Source organism: Novosphingobium sp. CF614 (assembly GCF_900113255.1).
In the GTDB taxonomy this organism is placed as follows: domain Bacteria; phylum Pseudomonadota; class Alphaproteobacteria; order Sphingomonadales; family Sphingomonadaceae; genus Novosphingobium.
In genome coordinates, this window is sequence record NZ_FOOR01000001.1 from 64,455 (window position 1) to 81,109 (window position 16,655).

Here is a 16,655-nt window from a genome sequence, read left to right on the forward strand (position 1 = left end):
TGAACCGCGGCGGCGGCGGATCTCGGGATCGTCTCGAAATGCTGGGAATCCAGGAAGCGGCCGGCCTGCTGGGCGTTACCATGCGCACCTTGCGCTTCTACGAGGACAAAGGCCTCATCGCCCCGCAGCGGGTTGGCACCACGCGCATCTATTCCAAGCGCGAGATCGGGCGCATGCAGCTGATCCTGCGCGGCAAGCGGCTCGGCTTTTCGATCCGCGAGATCAAGGAATTCCTGGATCTCTACGATGTCGACCGCCAGCATGTCGAACAAGTGCGCCAACTCCTGGTCAAGGTTGGCGAGCGCGTGGGCGAACTGCGCAAGCAGAAGCGGGCAATCGAGCAGACGCTTGAAGAACTGCTTTCGATCGAACAACAGGCGCACAGTTGGATACGGGCGGCGCGGGCGGTCGAAAGCAAGGACGATGGCGATGAATGATGCACGCGGGGCAGCGGTCGGGGAACTGCTGGAACTGCTCACGATAGAGGAACTCGATACCGATCTCTATCGCGGCGCTCCCGTCGCCGAAGGGCCCAGCCGGGTGTTCGGCGGCCAGGTCGTGGCGCAGGCGCTTGCCGCCGCCGCGCGCTCGATCGCGACGAACCAGCAGGCCCATTCGCTGCATGCCTATTTCCTGCGCGCGGGCGATACCACGCGGCCGATCATCTACCGCGTGCTGCGCGATTTCGATGGCGGCAGCTTCGCCAACCGGCGGGTGGTGGCGATGCAGGGCGGCAAGCCGATCCTGAATCTTGCCGCCTCGTTCCATCGGCCCGAGCAGGGCTTCGCCCATACCGCCGCAATGCCCGATCTGCCGCCGCCAGAGGCCTGCTTCGATCTCGCCAGTGCGTCGGCCGGTTCCGGCCCGTCGGTGCCGCGGGCCATTCTCGACCGCCTCGTCGCCTTCGATCTGCGCGCCGGCCCGCCCTCGCCCCTGGGCACCGCCGGTTCCGGCATGCCCAGCCAGTTCCTGTGGTTTCGCCTGGCCAAACCGCTGGACCTGGACCTGACGATGCAGCGCGTGGTGCTTGCCTATGCCAGCGACTTCGCATTGGTCACCACCGCCGTGCTGCCGCATCCCTACGACTTCTTTTCCCCGCAGCTGCAAGTGGCGAGCCTTGACCACGCAGTGTGGTTCCACGCGACCCCCTCGGTCGACGACTGGCTGCTCTACGTCATGGAAAGTCCATGGTCGGGCCACGCGCGTGGATTTTCCCGCGGCGCGATCTTCGATCGTTCGGGCACGCTCGTCGCCAGCGTCGCCCAGGAAGGCCTGTGCCGCATCCGGGATATCTGATACTCCCGGCCGCGCGTCATACCGGAAGGCCCACGTAATTTTCGGCGATGCTGGTCTGCGCCGCGCGGCTGCCGGCGATGTAGTCTAGTTCAGCCACCTGCATCGCGCGTTCGAAAGCACCGTCCTCGGGAAAGCGGTGCATCAACCGTGTCAGCGACCAACTGAACCGCTCTGACTTCCACACCCGGGCGAGTGCCTTGTCGGAATAGCCGGAGATCCCGTCGGGGTCTTTCGCCTTGAAGAACCGGACCAATGCCTCCGCCGCATAGTGCACGTCGCTGGCGGCAAGGTTGAGCCCCTTGGCGCCGGTCGGAGGCACGATATGCGCGCTGTCGCCGCAGAGCATCAGGCTGCCGTGCCGCATCGGCGCGAAGACGTAGGAACGCAGCGGCGCGATCGACTTCTCGATCGCAGGGCCGCGCGTGATATGCGCCGCCGCTTCGGGGCCGAGGCGGATCGCCAGTTCGTCCCAGATGCGATCGTCGGGCCAATCCTCGATGCGCTCGGCCAGCGGAACGTCCACGTAGTAGCGGCTGCGCGCATGCGAGCGCATCGAGGCCAGGGCGAAACCCCGTTCGTGGTTGGCATAGATCAGTTCGTGGTTGCACGGCGGCACATCGGCCAGGATACCCAGCCAGCCGAACGGATAGACCCGCTCATACTCCCGGCCGGCGCTCGCCGGGATCGCCTTGCGCGAGGGACCATGAAAACCGTCGCAGCCGACGATCAGGCGCGCGTCCAGGCGGCACGCGGCGCCATCCTTGCGAAAGGTGACGAACGGCGCGTCGCTCTCGATGTCATGCAGGGCGACGTCGGCGGCTTCGTGGATCACTTCCAGCCCGCGCCCGGCGGTCGCTTCCATGAGGTCGCGGGTCAACTCGGTCTGGCCGTAGACCATGACCTGCTTGCCGGTCAGCCCGGCAATGTCGATGCGGATGAGCCGCTTGCCGTCGGCAAGATGGAAGCCGTCGTGCGCCAGCCCCTCGGCCTTCATGCGCGCGTCGAGGCCGAGGCGTTCCATCAGGCCGACCGTTACCTGTTCCAGCACGCCGGCGCGGATGCGCGACAGGACATAGGGCCCGGTCTGGCGTTCCAGGACGACGCACTCGATCCCTTCCGCCCGCAGCAAGTGGCCCAGCAGCAACCCGGCCGGGCCCGCGCCGATAATCGCGACTTGTGTTTGCATCTGCGCTCTCCCCGCGCCGCGCCCTCGCGGCGCGTCCACCGGGTAGCAGATTGACAAATGCGGGCTCCGGCCGGAAGGGACGGCAGGACCATATTGCAGGTACTTTCAGGACACACATCGTGCCGTCCAGCCCGATTCCAAGCTTTGTCCTCTATGGCGAGGATTTGACGGAAACTTCCGCGGAATTCGCGCATATCGAAACGATCGCGGCGCGCAGTGCCTTGCACGACTGGGAGATCACGCCGCATCGCCATGCCCGCAGCGTGCAGGTTCTGCTGGTATCAAGCGGACAAGTGGAATTCCGCTGCGATGAACTGGCGCGCCGGCTCGATGCGCCGTGCAGCATCGTCGTTCCGATAGGCAGCGTCCACGGCTTCCGCTTCACGCCCGAAACTTCGGGCCATGTTCTCACGCTCTCGGCCGGGTTCGCGGCACGCGGCGGCGATCCTGCCGACCCCATGCTGCGGATGCTGGCGCATGGCTCCAGCGGATCGATCCCGCCCGGGATCGAAGGACGCGTGGCCTGGCTCTGCGCCGAGATGCTGGCGGTCCAGTCCGACTGGCGCGCACCGCCGCCGCTGTTCCTCGCGCTGGCGGAAGCGCTCGTCAGGTCGCTCCAGGCCGAGCCGCGCGAGGGCGAAGCCCCGCCGCTCGACAGCCGCCAGCTCTCGGGCTTTCGCCACCTCGTCGAACTGCACATGCGCGAACACCGCCCGGTAAGCTGGTATGCGCAAAGGATCGGGACCACCAGCAAGACCCTGACCCGGATCTGCCGCCGCCGGCTGGATTGCACGCCCGCGCAAGTGATCCATGCCAGGCTGGTGCTGGAAGCCCGGCGGCTGCTGCATTTTACCAACGCCAGCATCGTGCAGGTGGCCGACGAGCTGGGGTTTTCCGATCCTTCCTACTTTTCGCGCTTCTACCTGCGAATGACCGGGCACCGGCCGCGCCAGGACAAGGACAATCGCGCCGGTACACGGAAATAGGATCGCACCTTCCACGGGAGGCGCCCGCGACCCAGACTTCGGGCCAGTTTCCGGTTGTCACCAAACGCCGCGCATGGCCTATATGCCGCGATGCAAAACTTGCGGAGAAAGGCCATGCGCCGCCTGTTCCTGACCCTCGGCGCGGCGGCGCTTGCGGTTGCCGCCACACCCGACGCGGCGCCGAACGCAGCCTGGGCTTCGCCGTCCGCCGGGACCGAGACGACCAGCGCCGTCCGCCAGTCCGGCCAGGCCCGTCATGCCATGGTCGCCGCGGCCAATCCGCTGGCGACAAGCGTGGGTGTCGAAGTGCTCAGGGCGGGCGGTTCGGCGGTTGACGCGGCAGTGGCGATCCAGGCGGTGCTGGGCCTGGTCGAGCCGCAGAGCTCCGGCCTGGGGGGCGGGGCCTTCATGGTCTATTACGACGCGAAGACCCGCAAGGTCACTGCCTACGACGGGCGTGAAAAGGCCCCGATGGGTGCGACGGAGCGTCTCTTCATCGATGATGAGGGAAAGCCTCTGCCGTTTTTCGACGCCGTGCTGGGCGGTGTCTCCACCGGCGTGCCGGGCGCCGTCGCCATGCTCGACATGGCGCACCGCGATCACGGCCACCTGCCCTGGGCGAACCTGTTCGAACCCGCCCGGAAACTTGCCGAGGAAGGCTTCATCGTCAGCCCCCGGCTTGCCGGGATGATCGCGCTCAAGCAGGTGCCGCAGCCTTCGGCCCCCGATGCCAAGCGCTATTTCACCAAGCCCGACGGCACGCCCTACGGCGCCGGCGACCGGCTCAGGAATCCCGCCTACGCGCGCACGCTGCAGCGCATCGCAAGATATGGCGCCTCGGGCCTGCTGACCGGGCCGGTGGCCCAGGACATCGTCGACCGCGTGCGGGAAGGGCCGCGCCCCGGCACGCTGACGCTGGCCGATCTCGCCGCCTACCGGCCCACGTCGGGACCGGCGCTGTGCAGGCCTTATCGCATTTATATCGTGTGCACGCCCCAGGCGCCCTCGGGTGGCCCCGGCCTGCAGATCGCGCTCGGCATTCTCGGCCGGACCGACATCGCCAGGCGGGATGCCGGCGACGAGAAAGCCTGGTTCGAATTCGCCCAGGCCAGCCGCCTTGCCTATGCCGACCGGGACCGCTACGTCGGCGACCCGGCCTTCGTGGACGTGCCGATCGAGGGTCTGCTCGCGCCCGAATACTTGCGCAGGCGCGCGGACCTGATCGGCGACAAGGCCGGCCCGGTGACTTTCGGCCTGCCCCGGGGCGCACCGCGATCCGGACCGGATGCCACGGCGGAGCCGGGCGGCACCAGCCACATGGTCATCGTCGATGCCCAGGGAAATGTCGTGTCGATGACGACGACGGTCGAAAGCATCTTCGGCTCGGGCCGCATGGTGGACGGGTTCTTCCTCAACAACCAGCTGACCGACTTCTCCTTCTCGCCCACCGACCGTGACGGCACCCCGGCCGCGAACGCGCCCGCCCCCGGCAAGCGCCCGCGATCGAGCATGGCGCCCGCGATCGTGCTGACCCCGGAAGGGCGCTTCGTCGCGGCGGCGGGCTCCCCGGGCGGCAGTTCGATCCAGGCCTATAACCTCAAGGCACTGGTCGCGGTGCTCGACTGGGAAATGAGCCCGCAGGAGGCCGCCGCCCTGCCCAACCTGGTCGCCAAGGGCGACCAGTTCACCGCCGACCCCTTTCCGGAGGCGATCATGCGGGGGCTGGCGGCGCGCGGCATGTCGCTCTTGACCGCGCGCGGGGAGGCATCGGGCATCCAGGCCATCGTCGCCCGGAACGGCCGCTACGAGGGCGGCGCCGACCCCCGCAGGGAGGGCCGGGCACGCGGTTTCTGAACCAGTATCGGGTTTCGTCCTCCGGAACCCAGAACGTTACCGCCGGGTTCCGAAACAAGTCAGAAACTGACGCCGAGCGTCCCGCGCACCCTGCGCGGGGCGCCGTAGTAGCCCTGGGCCCACTGCAAGCTCGTCCAGTACTTCACATTGGTCACGTTATCGACGTTGACGGCCAGCGAGACGTTTTTCGTCACCTGATACCGCGCCATCAGATCGACGATGGCATAGCCTTTCTGCTCGGTGTAAGCGTTGTAGATGCGGCTCTGGAAGCGCGCCGAAGCCCCGAACCGCAGCGCGTCGAGAGACGGCGGCGAATAGACGGCGCTCACCCGCAGCGTGTGGCGGGGAATGAAAGTACGCGCGGCGTCGCCGTTTTCGTCCTCCACATCGACATAGGCATACCCGCCCGAAACCTGGAGCCCGGGCAGCGGCTCGCCGGCCAGATCCACCTCGACGCCCTGCGACCGGGCATTGACCCCGGTGTAGAGCGTTTGGCCGATCGTCAGATCAAAACCGATCGACTCGGCGACATTGTCTTCCCTGGTCTTGAACACCGCGATCGCGGCCGTCAGGCGGCCCTCGTTCCATTCGCCCTTGAGGCCGGCCTCGAAGGTTTCGCCATCGATCGGCGGCAGGATCGAAAGGTCGGCATCCATTTCCACCTGCGGATTGAAGATCGTGGCATAGCTTGCATAGGCGGTGAGATGGCCGGTCACGTCGAACGTCAGGCCGGCGAAAGGCAGGAACTTGGTCTGCTCGAACGCATAAGGCACGGAATAGGATATTCCCGTCCGCTTGGCCTTGGTCACGTTCCCGCCCAACATCAGCTTGAGGGGATCGGCCAGCGAAAGCCGCACGAGGCCGTAGACGCTGCCGATTTCGGTGTCGAAATCGGCAGCGAGCGCATAGTCGGTGAAGTCGGGATAGGCAAAGCTGCCGTCAAAGGCGCTATTGCCGGCAAGCGAAACACCAGTGTCGCCTGGGGCCGTTGCCTGCCACTCCTTCGTCAGCGCCCTGCCATAGTTGACGCCCAGGACCACGTCGTGTTCACGGCCGGCAACATTGACCTTGCCCTCGACGTGCGCATCGATCGTCGTCTCGCGCAGCTTGTCGAGGTAAGCGCCGGGCCAGGAATAGAGCCCCTCGCCGGTTTCCGGATCCTGGGCGCCGTAGACGTAGAACAGCCGCGAATCCTGATCGCGCGCGCGGCGCAGGATCGAGACCTTTCCGGTCCAGTCGCCGCCGAAATCATGGACGATATCGGCAAAAAGATTGCGGTCGACGGTGTTCCAGCGCGTCCAGGGCTGCGCGGTGGTGGCCGACCGGGCATAGCTTGCGGGAGAACCGTCGGCATAGGCGAACGGCAGCGCCCCCCAGTTCACGCCGCGCGGGTCGCTTTCCTGCCACGAATAGCCCGCGGTCACCACCGTGTCCGGGCCCAGATCGGCGGCGACGACGCCATAGAGCGTCAGGCGCGAGGTGTGGTAGAAATCCAGGTAGGAATCGCCGCCCTCGTAAGCGCCGACGAAGCGGGCGCGGATGCTGCCGTCCCCGGTCAGCGGGGTATTGACGTCGACATCGCCGCGCACCGTATCGAAGGATCCGTAGCTCAGGCTGGCAAAGCCCCCAAGCTCCCTGGCCGGGCGCTTGCGCACGAAGTTGATCGCGGCGGAGGGATTGCCGGTCTGCGAGAGCAGGCCCGTCGAGCCGCGCACGATCTCCACCCGGTCGTACAGCGCGGTATCGATCTGGCCGGTCTGGAGGCCGTAGCTCAAGGGCTGGCCGATGCCGTCGAACTGGAAGTTGACGATGTCGAAGCCGCGCGCGTTGTAATACGTGCGGTCCGTTTCCGGCCGATCGACATTGATGCCGGTCACGCGGGAAAGCAGGTCGTCCACCGTATCCAGGTTGAAGTCCTCGATCTGCGCACGGGTGACCACGCTGACCGCCTGGGGCGTCTCGCGCAGCGAAAGGTTGAGGCGGGTCGATGCCCCCTGGTCGCCAACGACGTAGTCGTCGGGCAACGCGCCGATCACGATGATGTCGTCGGGCCGCTCCGCATCGGCATCGGCGTCCGCCGCGCGGGCTCCGCCGACAAGAAGGCCGTTCGCCGTCAACGCGATCATGGCGACCGACACCCCCCGAATGCCGAACGATGGGAACCGCCGATTGCCAGACTCCGATTTGCTCACTGCTCACCTCATATATTGATAACGACTTGCATTAGCTCGATTCGCCGATAGCAGGTCGAACCGGCATGTCAATCTGGGGAAAGGCGCGGCGGAAGACGGCGAACGCGCGATGGAAATCGCCGTCCGTCATAAAGGACGGGCGATCCTCCCTGTCGCGAAGCGATGGGGAGGATTTGGGCTGATATCGGAACGCTTGTTTCGTCATGCGAGCCGCCGAAGGCGGTGCGGCAATCCAGGGGCTTGGCCAGGGCGGTTTTGCTCTGCCCCGGATTGCTTCAGCGCCTTCGCCGCCTCGCGGGCGGCGAAGGAGGAAGAAAGGGGGAAGACCTGTCTCGCGCCAAGGGACCTGGCCTCAGTCGAAGCTGATCTTGCCGCGTCCGGCCTTGACCGTGCCGCGCAGTTTCTTGCCTTTCAGCCGCTGCTCCTTGCCGACCCGGTTCAGGCGGCTCTTGGCCCGCTTCTCGGGGAGCTTGTGCGCCTCTTCAAGCAAGCTCGCGAGTCGTTCGCGGGCGTCGGCGCGGTTGGCTTCCTGGGTGCGGAACTTGCGCGCGGTCAGGACCAGTTCTCCGCGTGAGGTCATGCGGCTGCCGGCCAGTTCCTTCAGCCGCGCGAAAACCGGCGGCGCCAGGCGCAGGGCATAGACGTCGAGCCGCAGCTGCACCGCCGTCGCCACTTTGTTGACGTTCTGCCCGCCGGGCCCCGAGGAGGCGATGAAGCTCTCCGTCGCAAGGGCCTGAGCGCGGCTGAGGGTGTCTTCAACCGGGGTCATTCATCCGCGAAGCCGAGCGCGGCGAAGTCCGCCGGCAGCGGGCTGGCGGCAACGATCGGCGCCTTTTCCCCGCGCGGCACGACAAGCCCGGCGGCATGGAGCATGGTGCGCGCCGCGCCCCTACCCAAATCATGGACGCCCGAACCATAGACCGGATCGCCCAGCAGCGGCGTGCCGAGGCCGGCGGCGGCGTGGATGCGGATCTGGTGGGTGCGGCCGGTCTCGGGCCGGAATTCCACCAATGTAAGGCCGCCGCGGCTGTCCAGCTTGCGCCAATGCGTGACCGCCGGCTTGCCCTTGCGCGCCGGAATCATGCGCCAGCCGTCCTTCGCGGTGCTGACTTTCGAGAGCGCGAGCGTGATCGTCCCCTCGCCCTCGGCCAGTTCGCCGGTGACGATCCCGAGATAGCGCTTTTCCACCAGCCGCTCCTCGAAAGCGGCGGCGAAGCGCTTGAGCGCCTTGGGATTGCGCGCCAGCAGGAGGCAACCCGAAGTATCGCGGTCGAGCCGGTGGACCGGCACCGGCGCGCGCTGGAAGCCCAGCTTGAGGTGTTCGAGACTATCCTCCAGGCTGGCACCGCCGGCACGCGGCGGGTCGAGCGGCAGGCCGGCCGGCTTGTCGATGACCAGGGCTTCGGCGTCCTCGAAGAGAATCTCCGGTTGCATCACCGCGGCTTGCGTTCGCGTCGAGCGCGTTTCGATTCGGATTTCAGGCGCTTTACTCCAACGCGAGCGGATATCGAGAAAGCGGGGCGCATCACGTCACCGCCCCGGCGATGCGGCGGCACGCTTCCTCCAGCTTCACCTCGTCGGCCGCGAAGCTGATGCGGAAGCCGCCGCTGCCGCCGAAGGCCGATGCCGGCACGATGGCAACGCCATGTTCGAGCAGGTGCAGCGCCAGTTTCCGGTCGTCACCGAAGCGCGCCATCAGCGGGGTGGCATCGACCATGCAGTAAAAGGCGCCGTCGGGCGTCGGCGTCCGCAGGCCGGGGATCGCGTTGATCGCCGCGACCACCAGGTCGCGCCGCGCGCGGAAACGCTCGCACCAGCCGGCCAGGAAATCCTGGGGACCCTCGAACGCGGCGACGGCGGCGGCCTGGCTGATCGAGCAGGGATTGCCCGAGGAATGCGATTGCAGCCGCTCCATCGCCTGGATCAGCCATTCGGGCCCGGCGGCCACGCCGATGCGGAAACCGGTCATCGCATGGCTCTTGGATACGCCCGAGACGGTCAGGATGCGGTCCGCAAGGTCAGGGCACAAGTTGGCCAGCGTCACGTGCGGCGCGCCGGTGTAGTTGATCGGCGCGTAGATATCGTCGGAAAGCACCAGGACGCGCGGATGGCGGCGCAGCACTTCGCCCAGCCCCAGCAGCAGGTCGGCGGGATAGCACGCCCCCGTGGGATTGCCGGGACTGTTGAGCAGCAGCCACTGCGTGCGCGGGCCGATCTGGGCTTCGAGATCGGCGGCGGTGAAGCGGAAATTGTTCTTGGCGTGCGTCAGCAGCGGCACCACTTCGCCGCCGGCGAAGCGGATGATCTCCGGATAGCTCACCCACCACGGCGCCGGTACGATCACTTCCGCACCCTCGCTGACAGTGGCGAGCATGGCGTGGAAGATCGCCTGCTTGCCGCCGGCGCTCACGGTCACCCGCGAGGGCGGCACCGCGATCCCGAGGTCGCGCGCGAAGTGCAGCGCGGCGGCCTGCTTGAGCCGCGAGGTGCCGCCGACCGGCGTGTACTTCGTGTCGCCCGCATCGAGCGCCGCCTTCGCGGCGGCGATGACATGCGGCGGCGTCGCGAAGTCAGGCTCGCCCACCGAGAGCGAGATGATGTCACGCCCCTCCTCGCGCAGCTGGGTGGCGCGGTCGGTCATGGCCGTGGTCTGCGAAGGGGCGATGCGCGAAAGAGCGGCGGATAGGTGCATCACGCGAGCAGTCGGGCGGGCATCAGCCCGCGCAGGGCGTTGCCGATCAGAAAGCCGCCGGCAAGATCATCCAGCGTCAGCTCGGCCTCTACGGCGCGGCCTTGCTCGATCAGCGAACGGCGCAGCACGCCGGGCAGCAGGCCCAGGCGCGCGGGCGGGGTCAGCAGCACGGCGCCGCGTTCGACGAACAGGTTGGTGAAGCAGCCTTCGGTGACGAGGCCATCGTCGCGCAGGAACAAGGCTTCCTGCGCGCCCGCCGCCTTTGCGGCGGCCAGGCCGGTCTCGTAGAAACCGCGGTCGCTGGTCTTGTGGGCAAGCCGCCAGTCACCGGCGTCGACCGGCATGCGCAGGACCGCGACGGTCACGGGCGCGGGCAGGCTTTCGGGCATTTCCGTCAGTTCGAGCGCATAGGCGCCGCTGCGCGCGGCGACCAGGCGCAGCCTGGACGGGCGCTCGGCATCGAAGCACAGCGCCTGGATCGCGTTGCGCACGGCATGGCGATCAAAGCCGAAGCCGAGCGCGGCGGCGCTCGCCCTGATCCGTTCGAGATGGAATTCGAGCAGGGCAATCCCCTCTTCCGGGGTGAAGCGCATGGTTTCGACCAGATCGAAACTGGCGGGCGAGGCGGGCTTTCCCGGCACTCGCGCTTCCGACTCTCGCACGAAACCCCCCTTGACCAGGCATTCCCGCCATTCGGGAAGTGCCTCAGAATCCGCGACGATCGCCGATCCCACCCCCAGGACCGCCCGGCCGCCGTTACCGCCTCCGCCATTCCTGTCGGGCGACAGGCGCAAGGTGCGGATTGCCACATTAAACGCAGCATCGCCAGAGGGTTCGATATGGCCGATCGATCCGCAGTAGATACCGCGCGGCCAGGATTCGATCCCGGCGATCAGTTCCATCGCGCGTATCTTCGGCGCGCCGGTGATCGATCCGCAGGGGAACAAGGCGCGCAGCAGGTCGACCGCGCCCCTGCCGGGCGTGAGCGTGGCGCGAACCGACGAGACCATCTGGTGGACGGTGGGATAGGTTTCGATGCTGAAGGGATTTTCCACCCGCACCGAACCCGTCTCGGCCACGCGCGAGAGATCGTTGCGCATGAGATCGAGGATCATCAGGTTCTCCGCGCGATCCTTGGCGCAAGTCGCGAGTTCCTGACGCAGGAACGCATCCTCGGCCGGGTCGCGTCCGCGCGGGCGGGTGCCCTTCATCGGCCTGACCCGGGCCGAGCGGCCCCGCAGCGCGAAGAACAGCTCGGGCGAGAAGCTGAGGTGCCAGTGCGACCCGTCATGGATCACGCCGCCATGGCCGGCGGCCGCGCTCGGCCGGATCGCCGCATAGAGCGCCAGCGGATCGCCGCGCCACGATCCCGCGAGCGGGAAGGTCAGGTTGGCCTGGTAGATGTCGCCCGCCTCGATCGCGGCGTGCAGCGCATCGAAGGCGCGCACGTAATCGCCCAGGGACACTTGCGGTTCGAGCGGCCCGATTGCCGGCACGCCCGGACCGGCTTCGGCGGCGAGCCATCGCGGCACCTGTGCGGCGGGGATGCGTTCGCAGCCGGGAAAGGCCCCGAACCAGACCAGCGGCCCCGCCGCTCCGGCGCGGGCGGGCAGCAGCCCGGCCAGCCGCGGTTCCAGTGCGAGACCCGCTTCGTAGGCGACATATCCCGCCAGGTGGTGCCCGCCGCGCGCGAGCGCCTCGATCCGTTCCAGCGCGGGCAGCACGTCGCGCGCGCGCGCGGCGGTGACGATCTCTGACGGGTGCCGGTAGAGCCGGGCGTCGGCGGCGCCCTGGACGCGGGCGTCATCAAGAAGGACGAAGGGTTCTGGCATGCGGGGTCGGTTCGAAGCTGTGCTCTCTGGACTTTGTTTGTTCTACTGGACCCTTCCGCCTGTTCGGGGCCCTGGTTCGGGCCCCTGGTTCCGGACGAATGGCGGGTGGTTCCATCTGTTTCGAATGAGCCCTCTAGACGCCCGGGCGGCGGCTGGCAAAAACACTCTCGCGCTGGCGTGCCGCCGGTTCTATCAACGATTGCGACGGCATGCGGCGTGAGCATGGTAGGGGGCTTGATGAGCGAGATTTTCCTGGGGCTTGGCGGCAATGGCGAGAAGCAGGTGCTGCTGCTCGGGCGGGCCAACCGTCACGGGCTGATCGCAGGGGCGACCGGCACCGGCAAGACCGTCACTCTCCAGACCATCGCCGAACAGTTTTCCGCCGCCGGCGTCGCGGTTTTCCTTGCCGACGTGAAGGGCGACCTGTCGGGCATCGCGATGGCGGGCAGCCCGCAGTTCAAGAACGCCGACAAGCTGGAGAGCCGGGCCAGGGAAATCGGCCTCCAGGACTATGCCTATGCCGACAATCCGGCGGTGTTCTGGGATATCTACGGCGAGCAGGGCCATCCGGTGCGCACCACCATCTCCGAGATGGGGCCGCTGCTGCTGGCGCGGCTGATGGATCTGAACGAGACCCAGGAAGGCGTGCTCAACATCGTCTTCCGCCTGGCCGACGAGCAGGGCCTGCTGCTGCTCGACCTGGAGGACCTGCAGGCGATGCTGGCCTACGCGGCCGAGAACGCTTCCGCGCTTTCGGCGAAATACGGCAACGTGACCAAGGCCAGCGTCGGCACCATCCAGCGCCAGCTGCTGACGCTGGACAGCCAGGGCGCCGCGCGGTTCTTCGGCGAACCCGCGCTGGAGATCCAGGACTTCATCAAGTGCGACGATCAAGGGCGCGGCTACATCAACGTGCTCGCCGCCGACCGGCTGATGCGCAGCCCCAAGCTCTACGCCACCTTCCTGCTCTGGCTGCTCTCCGAACTGTTCGAGGCATTGCCCGAAGTCGGCGATCCGGAAAAACCCAGGCTGGTCTTCTTCTTCGACGAGGCGCACCTGCTGTTCGACGATGCCCCCAAGGCCTTGCAGGACAAAGTGGAACAGGTGGTGCGCCTGATCCGTTCCAAGGGCGTGGGCGTCTATTTCGTGACCCAGAACCCGATCGACATTCCGGAGGACATCGCCGGGCAGCTCGGCAACCGCGTCCAGCATGCGCTGCGGGCCTTCACCCCGCGCGACCAGAAGGCGATCAGGGCGGCGGCGGAAACGTTCCGGATCAATCCCGCGCTCGACGTCGCGGCCGCGATCACCGAGCTGAAAGTCGGCGAGGCGCTGGTCTCCACGCTGGACGGGGAAGGCGCGCCGGGCGTGGTCGAACGCACGCTGATCGCGCCGCCACGTTCGCGGCTTGGGCCGGTCACGCCCAAGGAACGGGCGATCATCCAGTCGATCAGCCCGTGCCAGGGCAAGTACGATACGCCGGTCGATCGCGAGAGCGCCGGGGAAGTGCTCGCCGTCAAGGCGGTCGACGCCGCCGCCACGGCCCGGGAAGTGGCCGAAAAGGGCAGCGAGGAAGTCGGCAAGCGCGAACGCAGGAGCCCCAGCCTGTGGGACGGCATCGGCGGCAAGGTCGCCAAGGCGGCGGCCGGCGCGGCGGCAGGCAGCGCCGGCGCGATCCTGGCGCAGACCATCCAGGGCAAGACGAGCCGGGCCAACCCCAAGGCCTCCGCCGCGAGCGCCGCCGCCGGCACCATCGGGGACACGCTGGGCCGCGCCATCGGCATACCCGGACTCGGCCGCTTCGCTCGCAACCTCATCGGGGGGCTGATGCGCTAAGGCCTGTGGGGTTCCTGCGCCGCCTGATCCTCTCGGCCGCAATCGTCGCGGCGCTTCCCGGAATGGCCCGCGCCCAAGCCGGACCGGAGGGCGACGCCGCGCCCGAGACGGTCATTACCGTCTCGCCCGCCGGTTCCGTTCCGCTCGGCCGTCTCGGGGATGAGGTCCGGCCGCTTGCCTATCGCCTGGACGTGACGATCGATCCCGCGCGGCCGCGATTTTCCGGCCATGCCGAGATCGACGTGACGCTCGCCCAGCCGGCCTCGATCATCCACATGCACGGCCGCGACCTGACGGTCGCCCGCGCCGTCGCGATCTTCGCCGGACGCAGGCTCATCGGCCACTGGCGCCAGCGCGATGCCAGCGGCGTCGCCCGGCTTTCCTTCGATGAACCGCTGCCGGCCGGCGCGGTCACCCTGACGTTCGATTACGACGCCGCCTTCGCGAACGGCCCTGCGGGAATGTTCCACGTCGAAGTCGAGCATCAGTGGTACAGCTGGACGCAGTTCCAGTCGATCGATGCCCGCGCGGCCTTCCCGTGCTTCGACCAGCCCGGCTTCAAGACGCCGTTCACCCTCACGCTGCGCACGCCGCCCGGGCTCACGGCGATCGGCAACGCGCCCGAGCAAGGGGTGCCGGCTATCGAGAACGGCCTTGCGGTCCACCGCTTCGCGCCGACGCTGCCGCTGCCGACCTACCTGGTGGCGATGATGGTCGGCCCTTTCGCCAGCCTGGAGGGCCAGGCCCCGCCCAATGCCGCGCGCAAGGATCCGCTGCCGGTGGGAATCCATTCCACCCGCCAGAACGCCGGCCAGCTCGGCTTCGCGCTGGACGGTTCGCGGCAGATCCTGGGCCTGCTCGAAGACTATTTCGGCGAGCCGTTTCCCTTTCCCAAGCTCGATCAGGTGACCACGCCGGTGCTGCCCGGGGCGATGGAGAATGCCGGCGCCGATCTCTATCGCGACGATATCCTCGTGCTCGATGCCCAGTCGCCGGTGGTCCAGCAGCGCGACTTCGGGATGATCGTGGCGCACGAACTGGGGCACCAGTGGTTCGGAGACCTGGTGACGCCGGCCTGGTGGGACGACATCTGGCTGAACGAGAGCTTCGCCAACTGGATCGGCTATCGCATCGGGGACGCCTGGCGTCCGGACCTGGGGATCATGGGCGACGCGCTGAGCAAGGGCTACCAGGCCATGGAGACCGACGCGCTGCTCGCCGGCCGGCCGGTGCACCAGCCGATCGCGGCGAGTACCCAGGTGGATTCCGCTTTTGATTCCATTACTTACGGCAAGGGCGGTCATGTGGTGGGGATGATCGCGGCCTGGCTGGGCGACGAGAAATTCCGTGAGGGGGTGCGCAGCTACATCGCCGCGCACCGTTTCGGCAACGCGACCAGCGAGGACTTCTTCGCCGCGCTGGCGGATGTCGCCGGGGATCCCCGGCTGGTTCCGGCGATGCGCAGCTTCGTGGACCAGCAGGGGGTGCCCCTGCTGGCGATGCGGCAGAAGGGCGACAGGGTGACCGTCACCCAGCTGCGCTACACCACGGCCGGCGTCGCGCCGCCAGAATCGCACTGGGTCATCCCGCTGTGCCTGCGGCGGGAGGCGATCCGCCGATGCTACATGATGGACCAGCATACCCAGGCCTTCACCATCGAGGGAAAGGGGCCGGTGTTCCCGAACGCGGGCGGAACCGGCTATTATCGCTTCGAGCTGACCGCGGGGCACTGGAATGAACTGATCGCGGGCGCGGACCGGCTGTCCGGCGGCGAGGCGCAGGCACTGGTCGATTCGCTATGGGCTTCGATCCGGGGCGGGCGCGGCAACATCGGCGAAATGGCGCGGCTGGAGCGCAAGCTGATCCGGCACCCGGACCCGCATGCGGCCGACGCGCCGGACAAGGCGCTGAGCCGGCTGGTGCGCGAGGGCATCGTCAGCGCGCAGGGCCGGCGCGGTTTCCGCCTGTTTCGCGAACGGCTCTACATGCCGCTGCTCAAGCAATACGGCTTCGATCCGCGCGCCGGCGCCTATGCCCGCGAAGCTCCGGCGCGCGCGCAGCGCCGGGTCCAGATCGTTTCCGCGCTGATCGGCACCGGCGAGGGGAAGGACCTGCGCAAGCGGATGGACCAGGCGACCGGGGCTTACCTGGCCGGAGATTCCACCGCGCTCGATCCGGCCTGGTTCGACTATGCGTTCGACCTCTACCTGTTCGAGGGTGGGCCGGACGCGGCGCGGGGGCTCGTCGAACGGGCACTCGCATCGGAAGATCCGGTGTTCCGCCCGGCCGCGTTGGTGGCGGCCGCGCGCACCGGCGACAAGACGATGGCGACCTGGCTGCTCTCGCTGGACGATCCGCGCCTGCGCGAGACCGAAAAGCGGGAGTTTCTCGACGGCATCATGTCGCGCAGCGCCACGCGGGAGATCGGCTACGACTGGGCCGCCGCGCATGTCGACCGGCTGCTGGCCAGCAATGACGGCCAATTCTTCGCGACCCGTTTGCCGCAAGTGCTCGGCTCGTTCTGCTCGGTCGCCTGGGCCAACCGCATCGCGCGCGATTTCGCCGGCAAGCTGGCGGGCACGTCCGGTGCCCTGGAACTCGATCGCGCGATCGAGCGCGTGCGCAATTGCGGCCTGCTCGACGACATGATGGGCGAGCAGATAGACGCCGAGTTCATCAAGCTGCGGTAGCCGATACCAGGTCTCTCGGACGGAGACTCGTTTTCCCCTTTCGACAATTGCGAGATGGCGAAGGGAAGGGAAACGAGAGTTCCGATCAAAG

Annotated in this window: 12 protein-coding genes; 6 read left to right on the forward strand and 6 right to left on the reverse strand. The window is 67.7% G+C overall.

Annotation, left to right across the window (positions count from 1 at the left end; genetic code table 11):
- Positions 1-38: 38 nt before the first annotated feature.
- Together BM052_RS00265 and BM052_RS00270 are read left to right on the forward strand one after the other, a co-directional pair.
- The gene (locus BM052_RS00265; protein WP_091141949.1) at positions 39-437 is read left to right on the forward strand and encodes a MerR family transcriptional regulator; all 399 of its coding nucleotides are present in this window, start codon (positions 39-41) and stop codon (positions 435-437) included.
- Entirely contained in the window at positions 430-1,296 is an 867-nt protein-coding gene (locus tag BM052_RS00270; RefSeq protein ID WP_091142951.1) for an acyl-CoA thioesterase, read from the forward strand. Before BM052_RS00265 ends, BM052_RS00270 begins: the two co-directional genes overlap by 8 nt.
- Before the next feature lie 16 nt (positions 1,297-1,312).
- Here the strand turns inward: BM052_RS00270 and pobA are convergent, their stop codons facing one another.
- A complete protein-coding gene (gene pobA / locus BM052_RS00275; RefSeq protein WP_091142953.1) occupies positions 1,313-2,482 on the reverse strand; it encodes a 4-hydroxybenzoate 3-monooxygenase in 1,170 nt (389 codons plus the stop codon).
- Positions 2,483-2,646: 164 nt separating this feature from the next.
- Between pobA and BM052_RS00280 the strand changes: the two genes are divergently transcribed.
- Both BM052_RS00280 and ggt read left to right on the forward strand, forming a co-directional pair.
- Positions 2,647-3,468, forward strand: a complete 822-nt coding sequence (locus tag BM052_RS00280) for a helix-turn-helix domain-containing protein (RefSeq protein WP_255405862.1) — start codon at positions 2,647-2,649, stop codon at positions 3,466-3,468.
- A gap of 114 nt (positions 3,469-3,582) precedes the next feature.
- On the forward strand, positions 3,583-5,322 hold the full coding sequence (ggt, locus tag BM052_RS00285; protein WP_091141953.1) for a gamma-glutamyltransferase: 1,740 nt from the start codon (positions 3,583-3,585) through the stop codon (positions 5,320-5,322).
- A 59-nt stretch (positions 5,323-5,381) separates the two neighbouring features.
- On the opposite strand, the gene BM052_RS00290 is transcribed toward ggt, so the two are convergent.
- The 5 genes from BM052_RS00290 to pabB all read right to left on the reverse strand — a co-directional run bounded on the left by BM052_RS00290 (position 5,382) and on the right by pabB (position 12,038).
- Positions 5,382-7,448, reverse strand: coding sequence for a TonB-dependent siderophore receptor (locus tag BM052_RS00290; protein WP_091141955.1), 2,067 nt, complete (start codon positions 7,446-7,448; stop codon positions 5,382-5,384).
- Positions 7,449-7,866: 418 nt separating this feature from the next.
- Complete coding sequence (gene arfB, locus BM052_RS00295) at positions 7,867-8,283, reverse strand: alternative ribosome rescue aminoacyl-tRNA hydrolase ArfB (protein ID WP_091141956.1); 417 nt, start codon at positions 8,281-8,283, stop codon at positions 7,867-7,869.
- Positions 8,280-8,948 carry an RluA family pseudouridine synthase gene (locus tag BM052_RS00300; protein ID WP_177198260.1) on the reverse strand — a complete coding sequence of 223 codons (669 nt, stop codon included), beginning with the start codon at positions 8,946-8,948 and terminating at the stop codon, positions 8,280-8,282. The genes arfB and BM052_RS00300 overlap by 4 nt, the downstream gene beginning before the upstream one ends.
- Positions 8,949-9,039: 91 nt before the next feature.
- Positions 9,040-10,206 carry a pyridoxal phosphate-dependent aminotransferase gene (locus tag BM052_RS00305; RefSeq protein WP_091141960.1) on the reverse strand — a complete coding sequence of 389 codons (1,167 nt, stop codon included), beginning with the start codon at positions 10,204-10,206 and terminating at the stop codon, positions 9,040-9,042.
- Complete coding sequence (pabB, locus tag BM052_RS00310; RefSeq protein WP_091141961.1) at positions 10,206-12,038, reverse strand: aminodeoxychorismate synthase component I; 1,833 nt, start codon at positions 12,036-12,038, stop codon at positions 10,206-10,208. The genes BM052_RS00305 and pabB overlap by 1 nt, the downstream gene beginning before the upstream one ends.
- A gap of 237 nt (positions 12,039-12,275) precedes the next feature.
- Here pabB and BM052_RS00315 point away from each other — a divergent pair, with 237 nt between their 5' ends.
- Positions 12,276-13,874 (forward strand): helicase HerA-like domain-containing protein, encoded by a 1,599-nt coding sequence (locus tag BM052_RS00315; RefSeq protein ID WP_091141963.1) that lies wholly within the window; start codon positions 12,276-12,278, stop codon positions 13,872-13,874.
- Positions 13,875-13,936: 62 nt separating this feature from the next.
- A complete protein-coding gene (locus tag BM052_RS00320) occupies positions 13,937-16,564 on the forward strand; it encodes a M1 family metallopeptidase (RefSeq protein ID WP_091142956.1) in 2,628 nt (875 codons plus the stop codon).
- Positions 16,565-16,655 lie beyond the last annotated feature (91 nt).